Raw genomic sequence first — 16,902 nt, 5'->3', positions numbered from 1 at the left:
CATTAACCTCATATCTCAGGACAGTGCAGGAATACTTCGCCTGCGATTATTGTTATAATATAACATAACAATAGCAATCCAATTTCAAGGGTTTTATTGATACATGCTCTTTTTTTGCCGGAAAACGAACGGTTTTTGCGCGAAGTGCCGCAGTCCCGCACGCTGATTTGCTCAATGGATTGGGGTACCTCGCAGAGTACGGTACACTTAAGCTATTGCACCTTAACTTTGAAGCCTTTATGCGTCGTCTAACTTTGTGGATGATTTTACTGAGTGGCTTGTCCACGGCAGTTTTTGCTGAGACTGCTCCAACACACGCCAGCCCGACAGTCGTCAGTGCGCCGGTGAACGATATTCGCCAGAGCGGCTTTGTCTATTGTGTTAACGGCATGGTCAATACCTTTAACCCGCAGAAAGCCAGCAGCGGGCTGATCATTGATACGCTGGCCGCACAGTTATATGACCGCCTGCTGGATGTCGACCCTTATACCTATCGCCTGATCCCCGAACTGGCACAAAGCTGGGAAGTGCTGGATGATGGCGCAACCTACCGTTTCCATCTGCGCAAAGATGTGCCTTTCCAGAAAACCGGCTGGTTTTCACCGTCGCGCAAGATGAACGCTGACGATGTGGTGTTCAGCTTCCAGCGCATCATCGACCCGAATAATCACTACCACGCTGTAAACGGTGAAGAATATCCGTATTTCGACAGCCTGCAGTTTGCCCATGCGGTGAAAAGCATCAAAAAACTGGACGACTATACCGTTGAGTTTCGCCTCAATAATCCTGACGCTTCTTTTCTCTGGCATCTTGCCACGCACTATGCACCGGTGCTTTCGGCTGAATATGCCGCGAATCTCATCAAATCCGGCAACGAAGAAGAGATTGATCGCCAGCCGGTAGGCACTGGCCCGTTCCAGCTTGGTGAATACCGTACCGGGCAATATGTGCGGCTGGCGCGCAACGGACAGTACTGGAAAGGCACACCGCGTATGGCACAGGTGGTGATTGATATGGGCGTTGGCGGCACCGGGCGTTTGTCGAAATTGCTGACCGGTGAATGTGATGTGCTGGCGTATCCGGCGGCCAGTCAGCTGTCCATACTACGTGAGGATCCGCGCTTGCGTCTTTCCCTGCGCCCGGGGATGAACGTTGCCTACCTGGCTTTCAATACCAACAAAGCCCCGCTCAATGATCCGCGTATCCGTCAGGCGGTGGCGCTGTCGATCAACAATCAGCGCCTGATGCAGTCGATTTATTACGGCACCGCTGAAACCGCTGCGTCTATTTTGCCGCGCGCGTCCTGGGCTTATGACAGCAACGCGCAGGTAACGGAATACAATCCGGATAAAGCGAAGCAAATCCTGAAAGACCTCGGGCAGGAAAAGCTTAATCTGCATTTATGGGTGCCGACGGCGTCGCAGTCCTTTAACCCCAGCCCGCTGAAAACCGCCGAACTGATCCAGGCCGATTTGGGACAGGTAGGGATTAAAGTCACCATTGTCCCGGTCGAGGGACGTTTCCAGGAAGCCAAGCTGATGGAAATGAATCACGACCTGACGCTGTCTGGCTGGTCAACGGACAGTAATGACCCGGACAGTTTCTTCCGCCCTATGCTCAGTTGTGCAGCGATTCATTCGCAGACCAACTATGCTCACTGGTGTAACCCGGAATTTGATGAATTGCTGCGTCAGGGGCTGTTGTCACAGCAACTTTCCCAGCGTATTGAGTTTTATCAGCGGGCGCAAAAAATCCTTGAGCAGGAACTGCCGGTGTTGCCACTGGCGTCTTCCCTGCGTCTTCAGGCTTACCGTTACGACATCAAAGGGCTGGTACTGAGCCCGTTTGGCAACTCCTCGTTTGCTGGCGTCTTCCGTGATGATGAAAAAAGTCGTGATAATGAAGGAAGGAAAGTTCCATGATTATCTTTACGTTACGCCGCATTTTGCTGCTGCTGGTGACCCTGTTCTTCCTGAGCCTTGTGGCGTTCAGCCTGAGCTATTTCACGCCGAATGCGCCACTGCGCGGCGCGTCCTTGTGGGACGCCTACCACTTCTATTTTGCGGGTCTTTGCCAGTTTGATTTCGGTGTGTCGAGTATCAATGGCGAAGGCATCTCTTATCAGTTGAAAGCGGTTTTCCCGGCCACGATGGAATTGTGCGTGCTGGCCTTTGCGCTGGCATTAGTCGTCGGGATCCCGCTGGGCATTCTGGCGGGAGTGATGCGTGGAAAATGGCCGGATGTCGCCATCAGCAGCATCGCCCTGCTCGGCTTTTCCATTCCGGTGTTCTGGCTGGCGGTACTGCTGATGCTGTTCTTCTCGCTGCAACTGGGCTGGCTGCCGGTTTCCGGTCGCCTGGATTTACTCTATCAGTTGAAAAGTGTCACCGGCCTGACGCTGGTTGATGCGTGGCTTTCTGATTCGCCATACCGCCATGAGATGATCATGAGCGCTATCCGCCATATGATTTTACCGATCGCCGCGCTGGCCGTGGCGCCGACGACCGAAGTGATCCGCCTGATGCGCATTTCCACCGACGATGTGCTGGAGAAAAACTATGTGAAAGCCGCCGCAACGCGCGGTTTATCACGCTTTACGATTATCCGTCGCCATGTATTACACAACGCGCTGCCGCCGATTATTCCCAAGCTCGGCCTGCAATTTTCGACCATGCTGACGCTGGCGATGATTACTGAGGTGGTCTTTAACTGGCCAGGCATCGGGCGATGGCTGATTAACGCTATCCGTCAGCAGGATTACGCGGCGATTTCAGCCGGTGTGATGGTCGTTGGCTCGCTGGTAATTGTGGTTAACGTGCTTTCAGACATTCTGGGCGCACTGATGAATCCATTGAAACATAAGGAATGGTATGCCCTTCGATAATGTATACCGCGAAAAACAGGTTCCGAGTCCTCTGCGCCATACGTGGGGGATTTTCTATCGCGACACACTGTCGATGATCGGTTTCTACGGCGTGCTCGGCTTGTTATTGCTGTGCATATTTGGCCATTTATTAGCGCCTTACGCGCTCGATCAACAATTCCTTGGTTATCAGTTGTTGCCGCCCTCCTGGTCGCGCTACGGCAATGTGTCGTTCTTCCTCGGCACCGACGATCTTGGCCGCGACTTACTCAGCCGGATGCTTACAGGCGCTGCGCCGACGATTGGCGGCGCACTGGTGATAACCCTCGCGGCGTCTTTATGTGGTGTGATCATCGGCGTACTGGCGGGGATCAGCCGTGGCCTGAAATCGGCCATTCTGAACCATATTTTCGATACGCTGCTGTCTATCCCTTCCCTGCTGCTGGCGATTGTCGTCGTCGCGTTTATCGGGCCGAAACTTGAGCATGCGATGCTGGCCGTCTGGCTGGCGCTGTTGCCACGCATTTCGCGCACGATTTACAGCGCCGTGCATGATGAGCTGGAAAAAGAGTATGTGGTCGCCGTACGACTCGATGGTGCCTCCACCTGGCAGATTCTGCGTTATGCCGTTCTGCCAAATATCGTTGCGGTGCTGGCAACGGAATTTACCCGCGCACTGTCGATGGCGATTCTGGATATCGCCGCGTTAGGCTTTCTGGATCTGGGCGCACAACTGCCGTCACCGGAATGGGGAGCCATGCTCGGCGATTCGCTGGAGCTGGTGTATGTCGCGCCGTGGACAGTCATGCTGCCGGGTGCCGCCATTCTTATCAGCGTGTTGCTGATCAACCTGCTGGGTGACGGTGTGCGTCGGGCGATTAATGCGGGAGTGGAATAATGCCGTTACTCGATATCCGCAATCTGACCATTGAATTTATGACCGCCGATGGCCCGGTCAAAGCTGTGGATCGCGTCAGTATGACGCTCAACGCCGGTGAAATTCGCGGGCTGGTGGGCGAATCCGGTTCGGGTAAAAGCCTGATTGCCAAGGCGATTTGTGGCGTTACCAAAGACAACTGGCGCGTGACGGCGGACCGGATGCGCTTTGATAACATCGAGCTGTTGCAACTGACGCCACGCGAGCGACGTAAACTGGTCGGGCAAAATGTGTCGATGATTTTTCAGGAGCCGCAGTCCTGTCTGGATCCTTCTGAAAGCATCGGCCGCCAGCTGATTCAGGCCATTCCCGGCTGGACCTACAAAGGCCGCTGGTATCAGCGCTGGAAATGGCGAAAAAAACGCGCCATCGAGCTGCTGCACCGCGTCGGTATTAAAGATCACAAAGACGTTATGGCCAGTTATCCGTATGAACTGACCGAAGGCGAGTGCCAGAAAGTGATGATCGCCATCGCGCTGGCGAATCAGCCGCGTCTGCTGATTGCCGATGAACCGACTAACGCCATGGAGCCGACGACGCAGGCGCAGATTTTCCGCCTGCTGGCGCGACTCAACCAGAACAATAACACCACCATTTTACTGATCAGCCACGACCTGCAAATGATGAGCAAATGGGCGAACCGTATCAACGTGTTGTATTGCGGACAAACGGTTGAAAGCGCCGCGTGTGAAGAATTGCTGGCCACGCCGCATCATCCTTATACGCAGGCGCTCATCCGCGCGATGCCTGATTTTGGCCGCTCACTGCCACATAAAAGCCGTCTGAATACGCTGCCAGGTGCCATTCCTTCGCTGGAACATTTGCCGATTGGCTGCCGTCTGGGGCCACGCTGCCCTTACGCGCAGAAAAAATGCATCGAAACGCCGCGCCTGCGTCTGGCAAAAACACATGCTTACGCCTGCCACTTCCCGCTGAACATGGAGGAGCAATAATGGGCGAAACCCTGCTCGAAGTCCGTAATCTGAGCAAAACGTTCCGTTATCGCACCGGACTGTTCCGCAAGATGAATCTCGAGGCCGTGAAACCGGTCAGCTTTACCCTGCGCGAAAAACAAACGCTGGCGATCATCGGCGAGAATGGTTCGGGCAAATCGACGCTGGCTAAAATGCTTTCCGGCATGGTCGAGCCGAGCGACGGCGAAATTCTGATTGATGATCATCCGCTGACGTTTCGTGATTATCGTTTCCGCAGCCAGCAAATCCGCATGATTTTTCAGGACCCGAGCACCTCACTTAATCCACGTCAGCGTATCGGGCAGTTACTCGAAGCGCCCCTGCGACTGAACAGCGAAATGGATGCACAACAGCGCGAACAACGCATCAACCAGACATTGCGGCTGGTCGGCATGCTGCCCGATCACGCCAATTATTACCCGCATATGCTGGCGTCGGGTCAGAAGCAGCGCGTGGCACTGGCACGTGCACTTATCCTGCAACCCAAAGTGATCGTGGCTGATGAAGCGCTGGCGTCTCTGGATATGTCGATGCGTTCACAAATCATCAATATGATGCTCGAATTACAGGAAAAACAGGGCATCTCGTACATCTACGTGACGCAGCATCTGGGCATGATGAAACACATCAGCGATCAGGTACTGGTGATGCACGAAGGCGAGGTGGTGGAACGCGGAAATACGGCCGAAGTTCTGGCGGCACCGCTGCATGACCTCACCAAACGGTTGATTTCGAGTCACTTTGGCGAAGCGCTGACTGCTGATGCCTGGCGTCGTGACGGTAATTAACGCCCCTTCTGCATAATAAACGGGCAGATTCACCCCCTGAACGGTGTCAGGAAACTGATGCCGTTTTCTTTATTATGCAAATCCACCCTCTTCTATTCCTTTTCGATATGATTTATCGCTTAACATTATTTTATATCGGCAGCAGTATCGGCAACGATAGGGTCTGATAATTTGCCTGAGTAGCAGGCTTGAAGAAAGGACCCGTTCATGGAACAACAACGCAAGGCCGCGCACAGCGGCTGGTATCATGAAACACAATCCAGCCAATATGGTCATCTGCCGCTCGATCCGCACGCTGCGTTGGTACAGGATCGCTTTCTGCTGGGCCTTGATGCTCAACTTGACCCGACACTTCGCCAGTTACTTAACGACCGCCAGCGACTATTGAGAGCCTCCCGCGCCTGTTATGAGGTACTGTTTCCTGACAATCTGCAGGTTTCACGTACCGAAACATTATCCTTGTATGACCGTCTCAGTAGTGCGCTGACGGTGGCACAGGTCAGCGGTGTACAGACACTTTGTAGCCATTACGCTGCCCGTCTCGCTCCGCTTCCCAGCCCTGACGCCTCCCGTGAAAGTAACATCCGCCAGACCCACATTACCCAGTTCGCACGATTACTCGCAACCCAGCCAACCCTGATTACTGCACCGATGCTGCATCAGCTTTATGACGTGGGTTTCAGCACGCGCGATATCGTGACCTTTACGCAAGTGATTGGCTTTGTCAGCTATCAGGCACGCGTACTGGCGGTTCTGAATGGTTTACGTGGTCGCGCCGCCGCCGTATTGCCAGGATTTCCTTCGCCGGAAGGTTGCGGGCAGAAAGGGTTTTCACTGGCAATGTTGCAATGGACGTCGCGTTTACCTGAAGTGGTACCGGAAAATGCCAGCCAGCATCAGCAGGATGTACTGGATTTAATCGCGCCAGATGCGCGTTCTTCCTCTTTCTATACATTGCTGGTGCATGACGCCGACGCGCTGAGCGAGTTTTCTGCGGTATTTAATAATATTATGCAGTCAGGTGCGCAGCCGGTAGCCGCGTGGCGTGAACTGGCTGCCGTAGCCACGTCGCAGCTAAACGGTTGCCTGTATTGCGCCGGGATCCACGGACGTTTGTATCTTGAAGCGGGTGGGAATGAGCTGCTGATTAACGAATTATTCGCAGAAAATCACCGCGATGATGCCGTTGATACGCTGTCGAAAAATCTTCAAGACAAAAAAGAGATTGCCTTGCTGGAAACGGTGGTCGCCCTGACCCGTACCCCGGAACGTTTTGATGCACGCCAGCTGCATAGTTTGTCTGATGCAGGTTATACGGCAACACAATCTCTGGATATTCTGCTGACTGCGGCGCTGTTCAGCTGGTCAAACCGTCTGATTCAGACGCTGGGCGATACCCTGAATCAGTAGTTCTTCACCTGTTTACCTTCATTCTTACTCCCCTCATTCCGGCAGGATATTCCCCTGCCGGTGATGCCAATTGTAAATACCTGCGCCACCTAACCGGCATAAGTCGTATTAATCTTATTTTCAATCGAAAATTTAGTGTTAAAACGAGAAACGCCTCACATTACACTGTGCGCCGTTCTGGTTGCGTCTTCAGCAGCAAACAAGCCATTCACAAACCACCATGTGAAGCACGATACTCCAGAGATATTCACTATATATTCACTACAAATCAGACAAATAAACTACTTAAGTATTTCCCTGTAAAACAATGGCAATATAAGAGTAGTGATTACAATTCGTGCAACATATTCATATTGTCTATTTAGAAAACATAAACATTAATTCTGCATAACATTTCGAACATAGTTTAATCACGTCGGATAAGTTAAATGTAACAGCATATGTCAAACTCCTTGCCACATTTACGAAGATAGTGAACATTACTTGCCGTCATCCCATCTTATAACAATGCAAAGGGTGCTTATTTCGCGCCACTTATGCGTTTCCGCCACATACGGCCGGAAGGAATAAACAGAGGTACGAGTGTCAACTGCAAACAAAACACCAAACAATGAAAGCGTGAGTCTTAACGCCTTCAAACAGCCAAAAGCGTTTTACCTGATCTTCTCCATCGAATTGTGGGAACGTTTCGGTTACTACGGCCTGCAAGGGATCATGGCGGTTTACCTGGTCAAAATGCTTGGCCTGAGTGAAGCCGACTCCATCACCCTGTTCTCATCATTCAGTGCGCTGGTCTATGGCTTCGTCGCTATCGGCGGCTGGCTGGGCGATAAAGTGCTGGGTTCAAAACGCGTGATCGTGCTTGGCGCGATTGTGCTGGCGCTGGGTTACTCATTCGTTGCCTATTCCGGCCATGAAATTTTCTGGGTTTATCTGGGTATGGCGACTATCGCCGTCGGTAGCGGCTTGTTTAAAGCAAATCCATCCTCACTGCTTTCTACCTGCTACGAAAAAGATGACCCGCGTCTTGATGGCGCATTCACCATGTATTACATGTCGGTGAACATCGGTTCGTTCTTCTCCATGCTGGCAACACCATGGCTGGCCGCGAAGTACGGCTGGAGTGTCGCGTTCTCCCTGAGCGTTGTGGGTATGCTGATCACCATCGTGAACTTCCTGTTCTGCCGCAAATGGGTCAAACGTCAGGGGTCAAAACCAGACTTCGCGCCGCTGCAGTTCAAAAAACTGCTGATGGTGCTGGTCGGTGTTGTCGCGCTGGTGTTCCTGTCAAGCTGGTTACTGCATAACCAAACCATCGCACGTATGGTTCTGGGTGTGGTTTCCGTCGGTATCATTATTGTGTTTGCGAAAGAAACGTTCTCAATGAAAGGCATCGCCCGCCGGAAGATGATTGTGGCGTTCCTGCTGATGATGGAAGCGGTGGTGTTCTTCGTGCTGTACAGCCAGATGCCAACGTCGCTGAACTTCTTCGCTATCCACAACGTAGGCCACGATTTGCTGGGTATCAGCTTCCAGCCTGAGCAGTTCCAGGCGCTGAATCCATTCTGGATCATGGTTGCCAGCCCGGTTCTGGCGGCAGTCTACACCAAGGTCGGTGACCGTATGCCAATGCCGCACAAGTTTGCGATGGGTATGGTGCTGTGTTCCGGTGCGTTCCTGGTGCTGCCGTGGGGCGCGAGTCTGGCGAATGAGCAAGGCATTGTGTCAGTAAACTGGCTGGTACTGAGCTACGCGCTGCAGAGTATCGGCGAACTGATGATTTCCGGTCTGGGTCTGGCGATGGTTGCTCAACTGGTTCCGCAGCGTCTGATGGGCTTCATCATGGGTGCCTGGTTCCTGACCACCGCAGCCGCTGCAATTATCGCGGGTTACGTGGCCAATCTGACTGCCGTGCCTGCTGACATTGATGACGCGCATGCTTCACTGGCAATTTATAGCCACGTGTTCCTGCAGATTGGTATTGCAACCGCTGTGATTGCTGTGCTGATGCTGGTCACTGCATCTAAACTGCACCGCATGACGCTGGATCGTGAAACTGATGAGAAACAACCTGAACTGGCTTCTGCTCAGTAAACGCGCAAGCGTCTGATGAGGTCTGACGAACGCCTCCTCCGGGAGGCGTTTTTTTATGGCTGAAATTTGGGATAAGTATTCATTGTGTTAGGATTACGTAAGCGAGACTTACGAAAACGGAACCATCCTGATGCACGAAAATCACAGTCAATATAAGCAATTAACCCGCTATTTATCCGCCGATATTCTTAAGAACAAAAAGGATTTCTCCTGGCGACGGATAATCATCAGATGCATAAAACAACCCCAGCACCGGTACATTTTCTGGTGGCGTATCGCAAGCTACTTATACGCGACGGACAGCCATTTCTGCAAAGCCCGCGCCCGTAAGATTAACTACTCGTTAATAAGAAAGTATGGCATCGAGATCATGCTGGGAACGCAGATCGGAGAAGGCATCAGGCTTCCTCATCTCACCGGTATCGTCATCAATCCTCATTGCATGATTGGGAAGAATGTCCGGATCCGGCAAAACACCACCATCGGCATTAAAGTGGATGAGGGGAAAAGACGTATAATCATTGGCGATAATGTGGATATTGGCGCCAATTGCTGCATTATCGGCAATGACATTACTATCGGCCACAATGTCACCATTGGTGCGATGTCGTTCATCAATAAGAACATCCCGGACAATGCCGTGTGTTATAACGAAAAAAGCAGCAAGATAATCATCAAAACGTAAGAAACGCCTGCCGTCAGCGAACAGCGTTTATCGCCTCAGGAATGTTTCATTTACTCGGTGTCCGGCCTGTATCGGTTTTTTATCCTAAATTTTTCATCCTAAATAATACCGGCCTTTTCCACTTTGTTTCGCGCGGTACATCGCGGCATCAGCCCGCGCCAGCAGCGCATCCGGCAGCAATGACTGGCGCGCGCGACCAATCGCCACGCCGATGCTGGCAGACAGCGCCACCGGGACACCTGCGATACACTCGATGGAATGCAGAGCACTCATCAGGCTGATGCAAATACGGCTGACGTCACTCTCAGTATTCATCAGCCCGCTCAACAAAACGGTAAACTCATCTCCCGCCAGACGCGCCACAATATCTTGTGAACGCAGATTTTCACGTAAGGTATAACCAAAAAACTTCAGGATTAAATCGCCGAATTCGTGCCCGTAGGTGTCGTTGTACGCTTTAAAATTATCAATATCCAAAAAGAGCAATGCGATATCTCTATCTGCTTTTTCTTGTTTTCCGGCGGCATGAATCAGTGACTGCTGGAACGCGCGCCGGTTTGGTAATCCGGTCAGTGCGTCATGATTTGCTTCAAATTCCAGCTGAGCCTGTAACGCTTTAATTTCACTGATATCGGTTGAAAGGCCGTAATAACCATTGCGAATATCGTCGCAGGGGATAAGCGTGGTATGCAAAACACCGCCTTTGGCATGATGGGAGTGATCCGACAATTCGATTTCGTAACTTACTGTCATTCCCTGCAAAGCCTGGCGAATATAGGGCTTAATTTTCTGATAGCTGTCATCTCCAACCACATCCCTGACCTGCTTCCCGCTGACCTGTGTCTCTTCGACGCCATACCAGTTGGCGTGAAAATGATTCACAAAAGTGTATTGTTCATTCGCATCAACATGGCAAATCAGCGCGGGAATGTTATCGGTGATGGCTCTGAGGCGGTTTTTGCTTTCCGTCAGTTCCCGTTCCCGGGTCAGACGCTGGGCGATTTCCTGATGAAGCTGATCCATCGCCACCTGCAACTCATAAGTCCGGTCGGCCACACGGCGTTCCAGATCCCCCTGCAGTGAATACAATGCCTGTTCGATATGTTTACGCTCAGTAATATCGCTGATGACAACAATGTAGTGATGGGCTTCACCAGCCACATTACGCACGAGTGAGGCCGTCAGAGTCACCCACAGCGTGCTGCCGTTCGCCCGCTGTAAAAGTTTCTCTATGCAGAAACTGTTTATTTCACCGGAGAGCAAACGGGGAATCAGCACATTTTCGGCATAAAGATCATCGGAATGGGTCACGTCATGCAGCAAACAGGCGCGCAGCTGATATTCGGCATAACCCAGCATATTGCACACCTGCGGATTGATGCGCAGCCAGCGCCAGTCGAGTCCGACTAAGGAGAAGCCGACGGCAGCGTGAGCAAATGTCTGTTCAAATAAAGCCTCAGTTTTCGCCAGATTATCTTCTACCCGCGCCGTGTACTGCCGGTTTTCAAGGTGAAAAATATAACTTTGTACCAGCGCCGTCATATCCAGCAAAGTCTGCTGTTCCTCCTCACACCAGTCCCTCGGGCGATCATCAATCAGGCATAACGCGCCCAGCGCCACACCCTCTTTTGAATGCAAGGCACAGCCGGCATAAAACACGATGTGAGGCGCGCCGGTCACCAGCGGATTATCGTGGAAGCGCAAATCGAGCCGGGCATCCCTGACAATCAGCGGACCGGGCTCGAGAATAGTATGACCGCAAAAGGAGGTATCACGGCAAGACTGATGAATATCAATGCCGGTGTGAGAAAGGAACCACTGGCGGTCCGCGTCAATCAATGAAACAACGACAGCCTTAGCCTGAAACTGCCGGGCGACCATCCGGGTAATACGGTCGATCTCCTCAATTCCGGGGGAATCCAGGATCCCCAGAGAAGCCAGTATGGCAAGACGAGCCTGTTCATCAACTGCCGGTTGAGGGACTAACATAATGCGCTCTCAATGATTACTGATGACTATTTCACCAAGTCTACTGTGTTTGGCCGGGAAAACGGCTCTGATTCCGCCTCGCAGAGGCAAAATCAGAATAATGACAGATCAGGAAATGCGTGAATGGTTAACACTTTTCGTACAAAAATGGGGCAATCAATGCATTAAAGCGAAGTCACCCAATTCACATGAGTGGCATCCGCCTGCCCCGATTGCTCAGCATCACGGCGGAATTTCTCCCGCATCTCAGAAGGCGTGGTGCCGTAGAATTCATGGAAATAGCGACGTAAAGCGCTGGGTTCCAGGCCACACTGTCTCGCAATGGCGGCCAGACTTTGATCCGACATCGAAGAGGTTCGCAGGAGGCGCTTCGCCAGCAGTAAGCGCCGGCTGCGAATGAATTGCGCGATGCCGCCAAGCGGTTCAAACAGGCGATACAACCCTGAGCGCGAAATAGCAAAATCTTTGCACAGAATATCAATACTGATCGGCCTGCCGAGATGCTTTTCGATATACAGGCAAATGCGCTCAAGACGTGCACTTTGCTCAAACGGATGTTCCACCTTCTTCCCCGCCACCAGATGCAGTGTTTGCAGGAATACCGACGCCGCCCCCTCGCCAGTGCTCAGTACTTCCTGTTCGGTCATCTGATCAAACACCTGCACCATCGTCGCAAAATGATTGCGCAGAATGATGTTCACCGGTGAGGCTGCCGGAATACGCTTTCCGTGTAACGAGGCAATATCGACATTAAAATGCAGGCTGTGCTTGGGCATAATAATGTACTGATAAGAACCGAGACGCGGTTTCTGCTCACCCGGATACACATGGATTTTAATCGGCTGCGACATATCCTGGATCAGGATATCCCCCTGGCTCAGCATGAACCGCTCGCCGAAACACTGGCAGTCCATCCCCCCGATAATCACAATGAAAATGACGATATGATCGGGCATCGAAAACAGGTTGCCGTACTGGCGATTGATATCGTGCTCACTGACGGTCAGCACACCGCCAATCACGCGGCCGAAGTTGTAGCCGGTGACGCTCCAGTCAAATTCTTCCCTGTTGCGATCCGGCAGTTCAAGTTTAAAACCTGCGCTGGACATTCCGTCTTCCCATTCGTAAAAACGGGTGTCGAAATCCTGATAAATGTTCGCACTATCAACGATCTTTCGTGATGATGAATCGCTCATTTACTCACCGAGAATTAAGATAATTCCTAAAAAGATAATCCACCACGGCCTGATAAATCAATCCTCAGCAGTAATTGGTAATACTTTTTCATCATAAAAAACTATTTTTTAGTCAGCCTATAACGTTTAAAAGACTGTAAAATCAGTCAGTAAATCGCGCTATTCAACGAATAGCGCTGGCAGGTTGTTCGCGATAATAATTTCAGGATCAGTTAATATCGCGAATAATAACCCGCTTTGTTTCGGTTTACTCTCCTTCAAAAAAATCTACGTCAAATGATTGACTCCACTCATCCCGGGAGCGTGCGATGGTAAAAAGAAAGGTTCTGGAAGAGGGACGTCAGCTTAAAAGAATGAATGCCGAAACCCGCAGGCAGTCGCACATGCATAAGTGGTTCGCGATTGTGGCTGCTCTCGACTGTGTGCTGGTCATTTTTTATGATCAGGATATGCGCAATATCGTTTTCTCAGCGGGTGTCTGTGCAGTGTGCACTTACCTCTGGCTGAAAGGCCGTAAACAATCCCGCCGTTACCGCCGCGAATGGGATGAAAAATTTGGGACTAAAAAGCATCTCTGATACTTCATGTCAGGCTGTTCTTCTTCCGTCGCCTTAGCGTTTATAAAGAAATTCCTAAATATGATAAAAGTGTTTCTGTCCTGCACGGATCATCAGTCACAATAACAGTTCGCATACCCGCCACACTCTTTCACCGATTTGTTATCACAGTCCTGTTAAGCTAATTTCCCCAGGACCGTATCTGACGGCAGGTTATCTCCTGCTTCGGTTAGCTCTGAATTCGCAGAATAATATTCCGATGACGAACGATATCGGTATGGCATTCCGTGATGCCCAATCAGGATTCGGTCTCGCCCTTATTAATCCAGGCAGATCATGCTTTGTATCGGGCAAAATTCGCCGGTAAAAACCGCATTGAACTGAGTTGATCGTTATTCACCCGAATAATATATCGAATACCTTACTTAGGGCGTGATAACCGATTGAATTTTAAAATTTAAAAACAACGGTAATATTCTCATCCGATTGTGAGTAATAATTGCAAAAACAATCTGATGAGTTTACTGGCTAACAAACTGTGCCACATCACACTCATTTTCTGCTCGGGGTATTTAACTCATGCTTACAGATATTGCGATATGCCAGGCAGTTCTTGATGCTCTTCCCGAAGCGACAGTCCTTAAAGATAATGAGCGTAAACTGGTATTCCTTAATCAGAAAGCCAGCGAATTTTATGGACGTCCACGGGAAGAATTGATTGGTCAGGATGTTTCTTTTTTCACAGATCCTGAACAATCTGCCCGGCAGCGTGAGCGCGATATTGAAGTTCTGGAAACCGGAGAGAAAACGGTCAACGAAGAAACGCTGGTTGACCCGTCAGGTAAGCGACGCAATGTGCTGGTACGTAAATCCCGCGTCACGCTGGAGACACGGCATTTCATTCTGACCTCTATTATGGATATTTCGCTTTTGCGCAGTTCAGAAGCGCAGATCCGCTACCTTGCCCGTCATGACGTATTAACCGGCTTGCCGAACCGGACGGCATTGAGTGAAGAACTTAGCCAGATTGCCGCCCGGCGCATGTATCGCCCTGACCCCTGCGCCCTCTTCTTGTTGAATCTCAACGATTTCAATTACATCAACGACACATACGGCTATCAGGCGGGCGATGCCATTCTCTGCGAATTCGGCCAGCGTCTGCGTAATGAAGTCGGCAACAGCGGAACAGTTTCGCGCATCGGCGGCGATGAATTCTCGATTATCCTGCGCAATAATCCGACCAGTGAAATGGCCAATAATCTGGCGCTGGAAATACTGGTGATGATGCGCCAGCCGTTTACGCTGACGCGGGCTAATCCGATGATTACGATTTCATTCGGCATCGTGATGTTTGGTGCAGAGAATATTACCGCCGGCGAGATCATGCGCCGCGGGAATACGGCGCTGCTGGAAGCCAAGCAGCGCGGCAAAAATATGTTCTCGTTTTATTCTGAATTGCTCGATGCCAGCAGCGTCAGTAAACGCATTATGGTGAAAGCGCTGGCGGAATCACTGGCCAAAGAAGGTGACCTGACCTGTGTTTATCAGCCTATTTTACGCAGCCACGATGAGAAAGTCGTTTGCGTTGAAGCGCTGGCACGCTGGAACCACGGCGTGCTCGGACAAGTCTCGCCGGTACAATTTATCGCCCTGGCCGAAGAGACCGGACTGGTTATTCAGCTCGGTGAAATTGTTCTGCGGCAGGCGTGTCGGGATATCAGGAATTTTGAACGGCTCAATCTGGCGATCAACGTTTCTGCTGTTCAACTCGGTGAACCGGATTTCGGACCGCGTATTCTGGCGGTTCTGGCAGAGGAAGATTTCCCGCCTTCACGGCTCGAACTTGAACTGACCGAAACCTCAGTGATGAACGCCAACGGGATCAGCCTCAGCCATCTCGCTAAATTACGTCAGGTCGGGGTTAAAATTTCGCTCGACGATTTTGGTACCGGTTATTCCAGCCTCAGTTTGCTAAAAGATATCTCAGTAGACAGCGTGAAAATTGACCGTTCGTTTGTGCAGTACGTCACAGAAGTGAATGATACCGCCGCGATTGTTTCTGCCGTGTCTCAGCTTGGCAATAAAATGCATCTCAACGTCATTGCAGAAGGCGTTGAAAATCAGTTGCAAAAAACTTTCTTAGTATCAGCAGGTTGCTCGCACCTCCAGGGCTATCTGTTCTCGCGTCCCGTACCGGTAGAAGTGTTAAGCACGTTACTGAGCAATGAAATGAACATGTTATCCAGTACGTAAACCATCTATTTATAAGCACCATAGATAACTCAAAACACCTTATTAATTCATTCAATTGGCGCTCGTCCCTGTTTTACTGACATGATCCGAGGCTGATAAATCACGCCGTTTAAGGAACTACATCATGTCATCGTTTTCAGGTATCTGGGTCCCGCTGGTCACGCCTTTTCATCAGGGTGAGATCGACTTTACTGCACTGAAATCATTGTGCACCCGGCTGCTCAAACGGGGCATTGACGGCGTCGTCGTCTGTGGTACGACCGGTGAAGCCCCGATGCTCACCAAAGAAGAACAACTGCAGGTTCTGGATGCTGTGCTGGAAGTGGTACCGGGTCATCAGGTGATCATGGGGCTGTCAGGCACGCATATGCCGGTTATCCGTGAAATGCAGGATGCGATTTTACACCGTCCTGTTGCCGGTTTGCTGATCCCCGCGCCTTACTACATCCGCCCTTCTCAGGCCGCACTGGTCGCCTGGTTTACGGAAATTGCAGATCACGCCACAGTGCCGGTGGTGCTTTACAATATTCCTTATCGTACTGGCGTACAGATGGAGCTGGACACATTCCGCCAGCTGGCAAAACATCCGCGCATTACCGCCGTAAAAGATTGCGGAGGCAGCATAGACCTGACGCTTTCACTGATTGCTGACGGCGAACTCGACGTACTGTGTGGCGAAGACGTGCAGATATTTTCAACCCTGAGCCTGGGCGGTAAAGGGGCGATTGCTGCCTCGTCGCATATTTTCACGGAAGAGTTTGTTCAACTGATTAAACAGTTCAAAGAGCAGGATATCGTTGCCGCGCGTAAAACCTTCTTTGGCTTATTGCCAATGATTCGCCTGATGTTTTCTGCCCCGAACCCGGCGGCCATTAAGTTCGCGTTATCGCTGGACGGCTTGATGGATAACGAGCTGCGTTCTCCTATGCTGCCCGCGCCTGAAAACGTTGAACTGGCCGTGCGTGGCCTCCTGAACCAGCACTCGCGCTGAGGGCGTATGTTTGATCAGAATATGAGTAACCGGACGCACTGTCACAATTAAAACACTGACTTTTGCTCCCGCCAGTTCTAGGATAGAAGCAGTTTTTATATAGCCCTATCGCCACCCTGTGAAACGGTAATGTCTCGCGGGGTCCGGCGGGTTGCTCATCCAATG

At 51.1% G+C, this 16,902-nt stretch carries 13 protein-coding genes; 11 read left to right on the top strand and 2 right to left on the bottom strand.

Annotated features, from left to right (window positions below; genetic code table 11):
* Window positions 1-239: 239 nt before the first annotated feature.
* The 8 genes from sapA (at window position 240) to DXU84_RS17005 (ending at window position 9,751) form a co-directional block, all read left to right on the top strand.
* The gene (sapA, locus tag DXU84_RS17040; protein WP_013576054.1) at window positions 240-1,922 is read left to right on the top strand and encodes an ABC transporter substrate-binding protein SapA; all 1,683 of its coding nucleotides are present in this window, start codon (window positions 240-242) and stop codon (window positions 1,920-1,922) included.
* Window positions 1,919-2,884 carry a putrescine export ABC transporter permease SapB gene (sapB, locus tag DXU84_RS17035; protein WP_013576055.1) on the top strand — a complete coding sequence of 322 codons (966 nt, stop codon included), beginning with the start codon at window positions 1,919-1,921 and terminating at the stop codon, window positions 2,882-2,884. The genes sapA and sapB overlap by 4 nt, the downstream gene beginning before the upstream one ends.
* Complete coding sequence (gene sapC, locus DXU84_RS17030) at window positions 2,871-3,761, top strand: putrescine export ABC transporter permease SapC (RefSeq protein WP_013576056.1); 891 nt, start codon at window positions 2,871-2,873, stop codon at window positions 3,759-3,761. The genes sapB and sapC overlap by 14 nt, the downstream gene beginning before the upstream one ends.
* Complete coding sequence (gene sapD / locus DXU84_RS17025; protein ID WP_013576057.1) at window positions 3,761-4,753, top strand: putrescine export ABC transporter ATP-binding protein SapD; 993 nt, start codon at window positions 3,761-3,763, stop codon at window positions 4,751-4,753. Before sapC ends, sapD begins: the two co-directional genes overlap by 1 nt.
* Window positions 4,753-5,562 carry a putrescine export ABC transporter ATP-binding protein SapF gene (sapF, locus tag DXU84_RS17020; RefSeq protein WP_013576058.1) on the top strand — a complete coding sequence of 270 codons (810 nt, stop codon included), beginning with the start codon at window positions 4,753-4,755 and terminating at the stop codon, window positions 5,560-5,562. The genes sapD and sapF overlap by 1 nt, the downstream gene beginning before the upstream one ends.
* Window positions 5,563-5,769: 207 nt before the next feature.
* On the top strand, window positions 5,770-6,972 hold the full coding sequence (locus DXU84_RS17015) for a peroxidase-related enzyme (protein ID WP_153376271.1): 1,203 nt from the start codon (window positions 5,770-5,772) through the stop codon (window positions 6,970-6,972).
* Between the two features lie 582 nt (window positions 6,973-7,554).
* On the top strand, window positions 7,555-9,066 hold the full coding sequence (gene dtpA / locus DXU84_RS17010; RefSeq protein ID WP_013576060.1) for a dipeptide/tripeptide permease DtpA: 1,512 nt from the start codon (window positions 7,555-7,557) through the stop codon (window positions 9,064-9,066).
* Window positions 9,067-9,196: 130 nt separating this feature from the next.
* Complete coding sequence (locus DXU84_RS17005; RefSeq protein WP_037035265.1) at window positions 9,197-9,751, top strand: serine acetyltransferase; 555 nt, start codon at window positions 9,197-9,199, stop codon at window positions 9,749-9,751.
* Window positions 9,752-9,844: 93 nt separating this feature from the next.
* Here the strand turns inward: DXU84_RS17005 and DXU84_RS17000 are convergent, their stop codons facing one another.
* On the bottom strand, window positions 9,845-11,740 hold the full coding sequence (locus DXU84_RS17000) for a diguanylate cyclase domain-containing protein (RefSeq protein ID WP_013576062.1): 1,896 nt from the start codon (window positions 11,738-11,740) through the stop codon (window positions 9,845-9,847).
* 164 nt (window positions 11,741-11,904) lie between these two features.
* Window positions 11,905-12,936 carry a helix-turn-helix domain-containing protein gene (locus DXU84_RS16995; protein ID WP_013576063.1) on the bottom strand — a complete coding sequence of 344 codons (1,032 nt, stop codon included), beginning with the start codon at window positions 12,934-12,936 and terminating at the stop codon, window positions 11,905-11,907.
* Between the two features lie 308 nt (window positions 12,937-13,244).
* Here DXU84_RS16995 and DXU84_RS16990 point away from each other — a divergent pair, with 308 nt between their 5' ends.
* The 3 genes from DXU84_RS16990 to dapA all read left to right on the top strand — a co-directional run bounded on the left by DXU84_RS16990 (window position 13,245) and on the right by dapA (window position 16,737).
* A complete protein-coding gene (locus DXU84_RS16990; RefSeq protein WP_153376269.1) occupies window positions 13,245-13,514 on the top strand; it encodes a hypothetical protein in 270 nt (89 codons plus the stop codon).
* A 558-nt stretch (window positions 13,515-14,072) separates the two neighbouring features.
* Complete coding sequence (locus tag DXU84_RS16985) at window positions 14,073-15,746, top strand: bifunctional diguanylate cyclase/phosphodiesterase (protein WP_013576065.1); 1,674 nt, start codon at window positions 14,073-14,075, stop codon at window positions 15,744-15,746.
* Window positions 15,747-15,870: 124 nt separating this feature from the next.
* Window positions 15,871-16,737 (top strand): 4-hydroxy-tetrahydrodipicolinate synthase, encoded by an 867-nt coding sequence (gene dapA / locus DXU84_RS16980; RefSeq protein WP_013576066.1) that lies wholly within the window; start codon window positions 15,871-15,873, stop codon window positions 16,735-16,737.
* Window positions 16,738-16,902 lie beyond the last annotated feature (165 nt).

The sequence above is a fragment of the Rahnella sp. RcJ3 genome (genome assembly GCF_009498575.1).
In the GTDB taxonomy this organism is placed as follows: Bacteria; Pseudomonadota; Gammaproteobacteria; order Enterobacterales; family Enterobacteriaceae; genus Rahnella; species Rahnella aceris.
The sequence above is the reverse complement of the archived record's forward strand: the minus strand, read 5'-3'. Positions and strand labels throughout refer to the sequence as shown.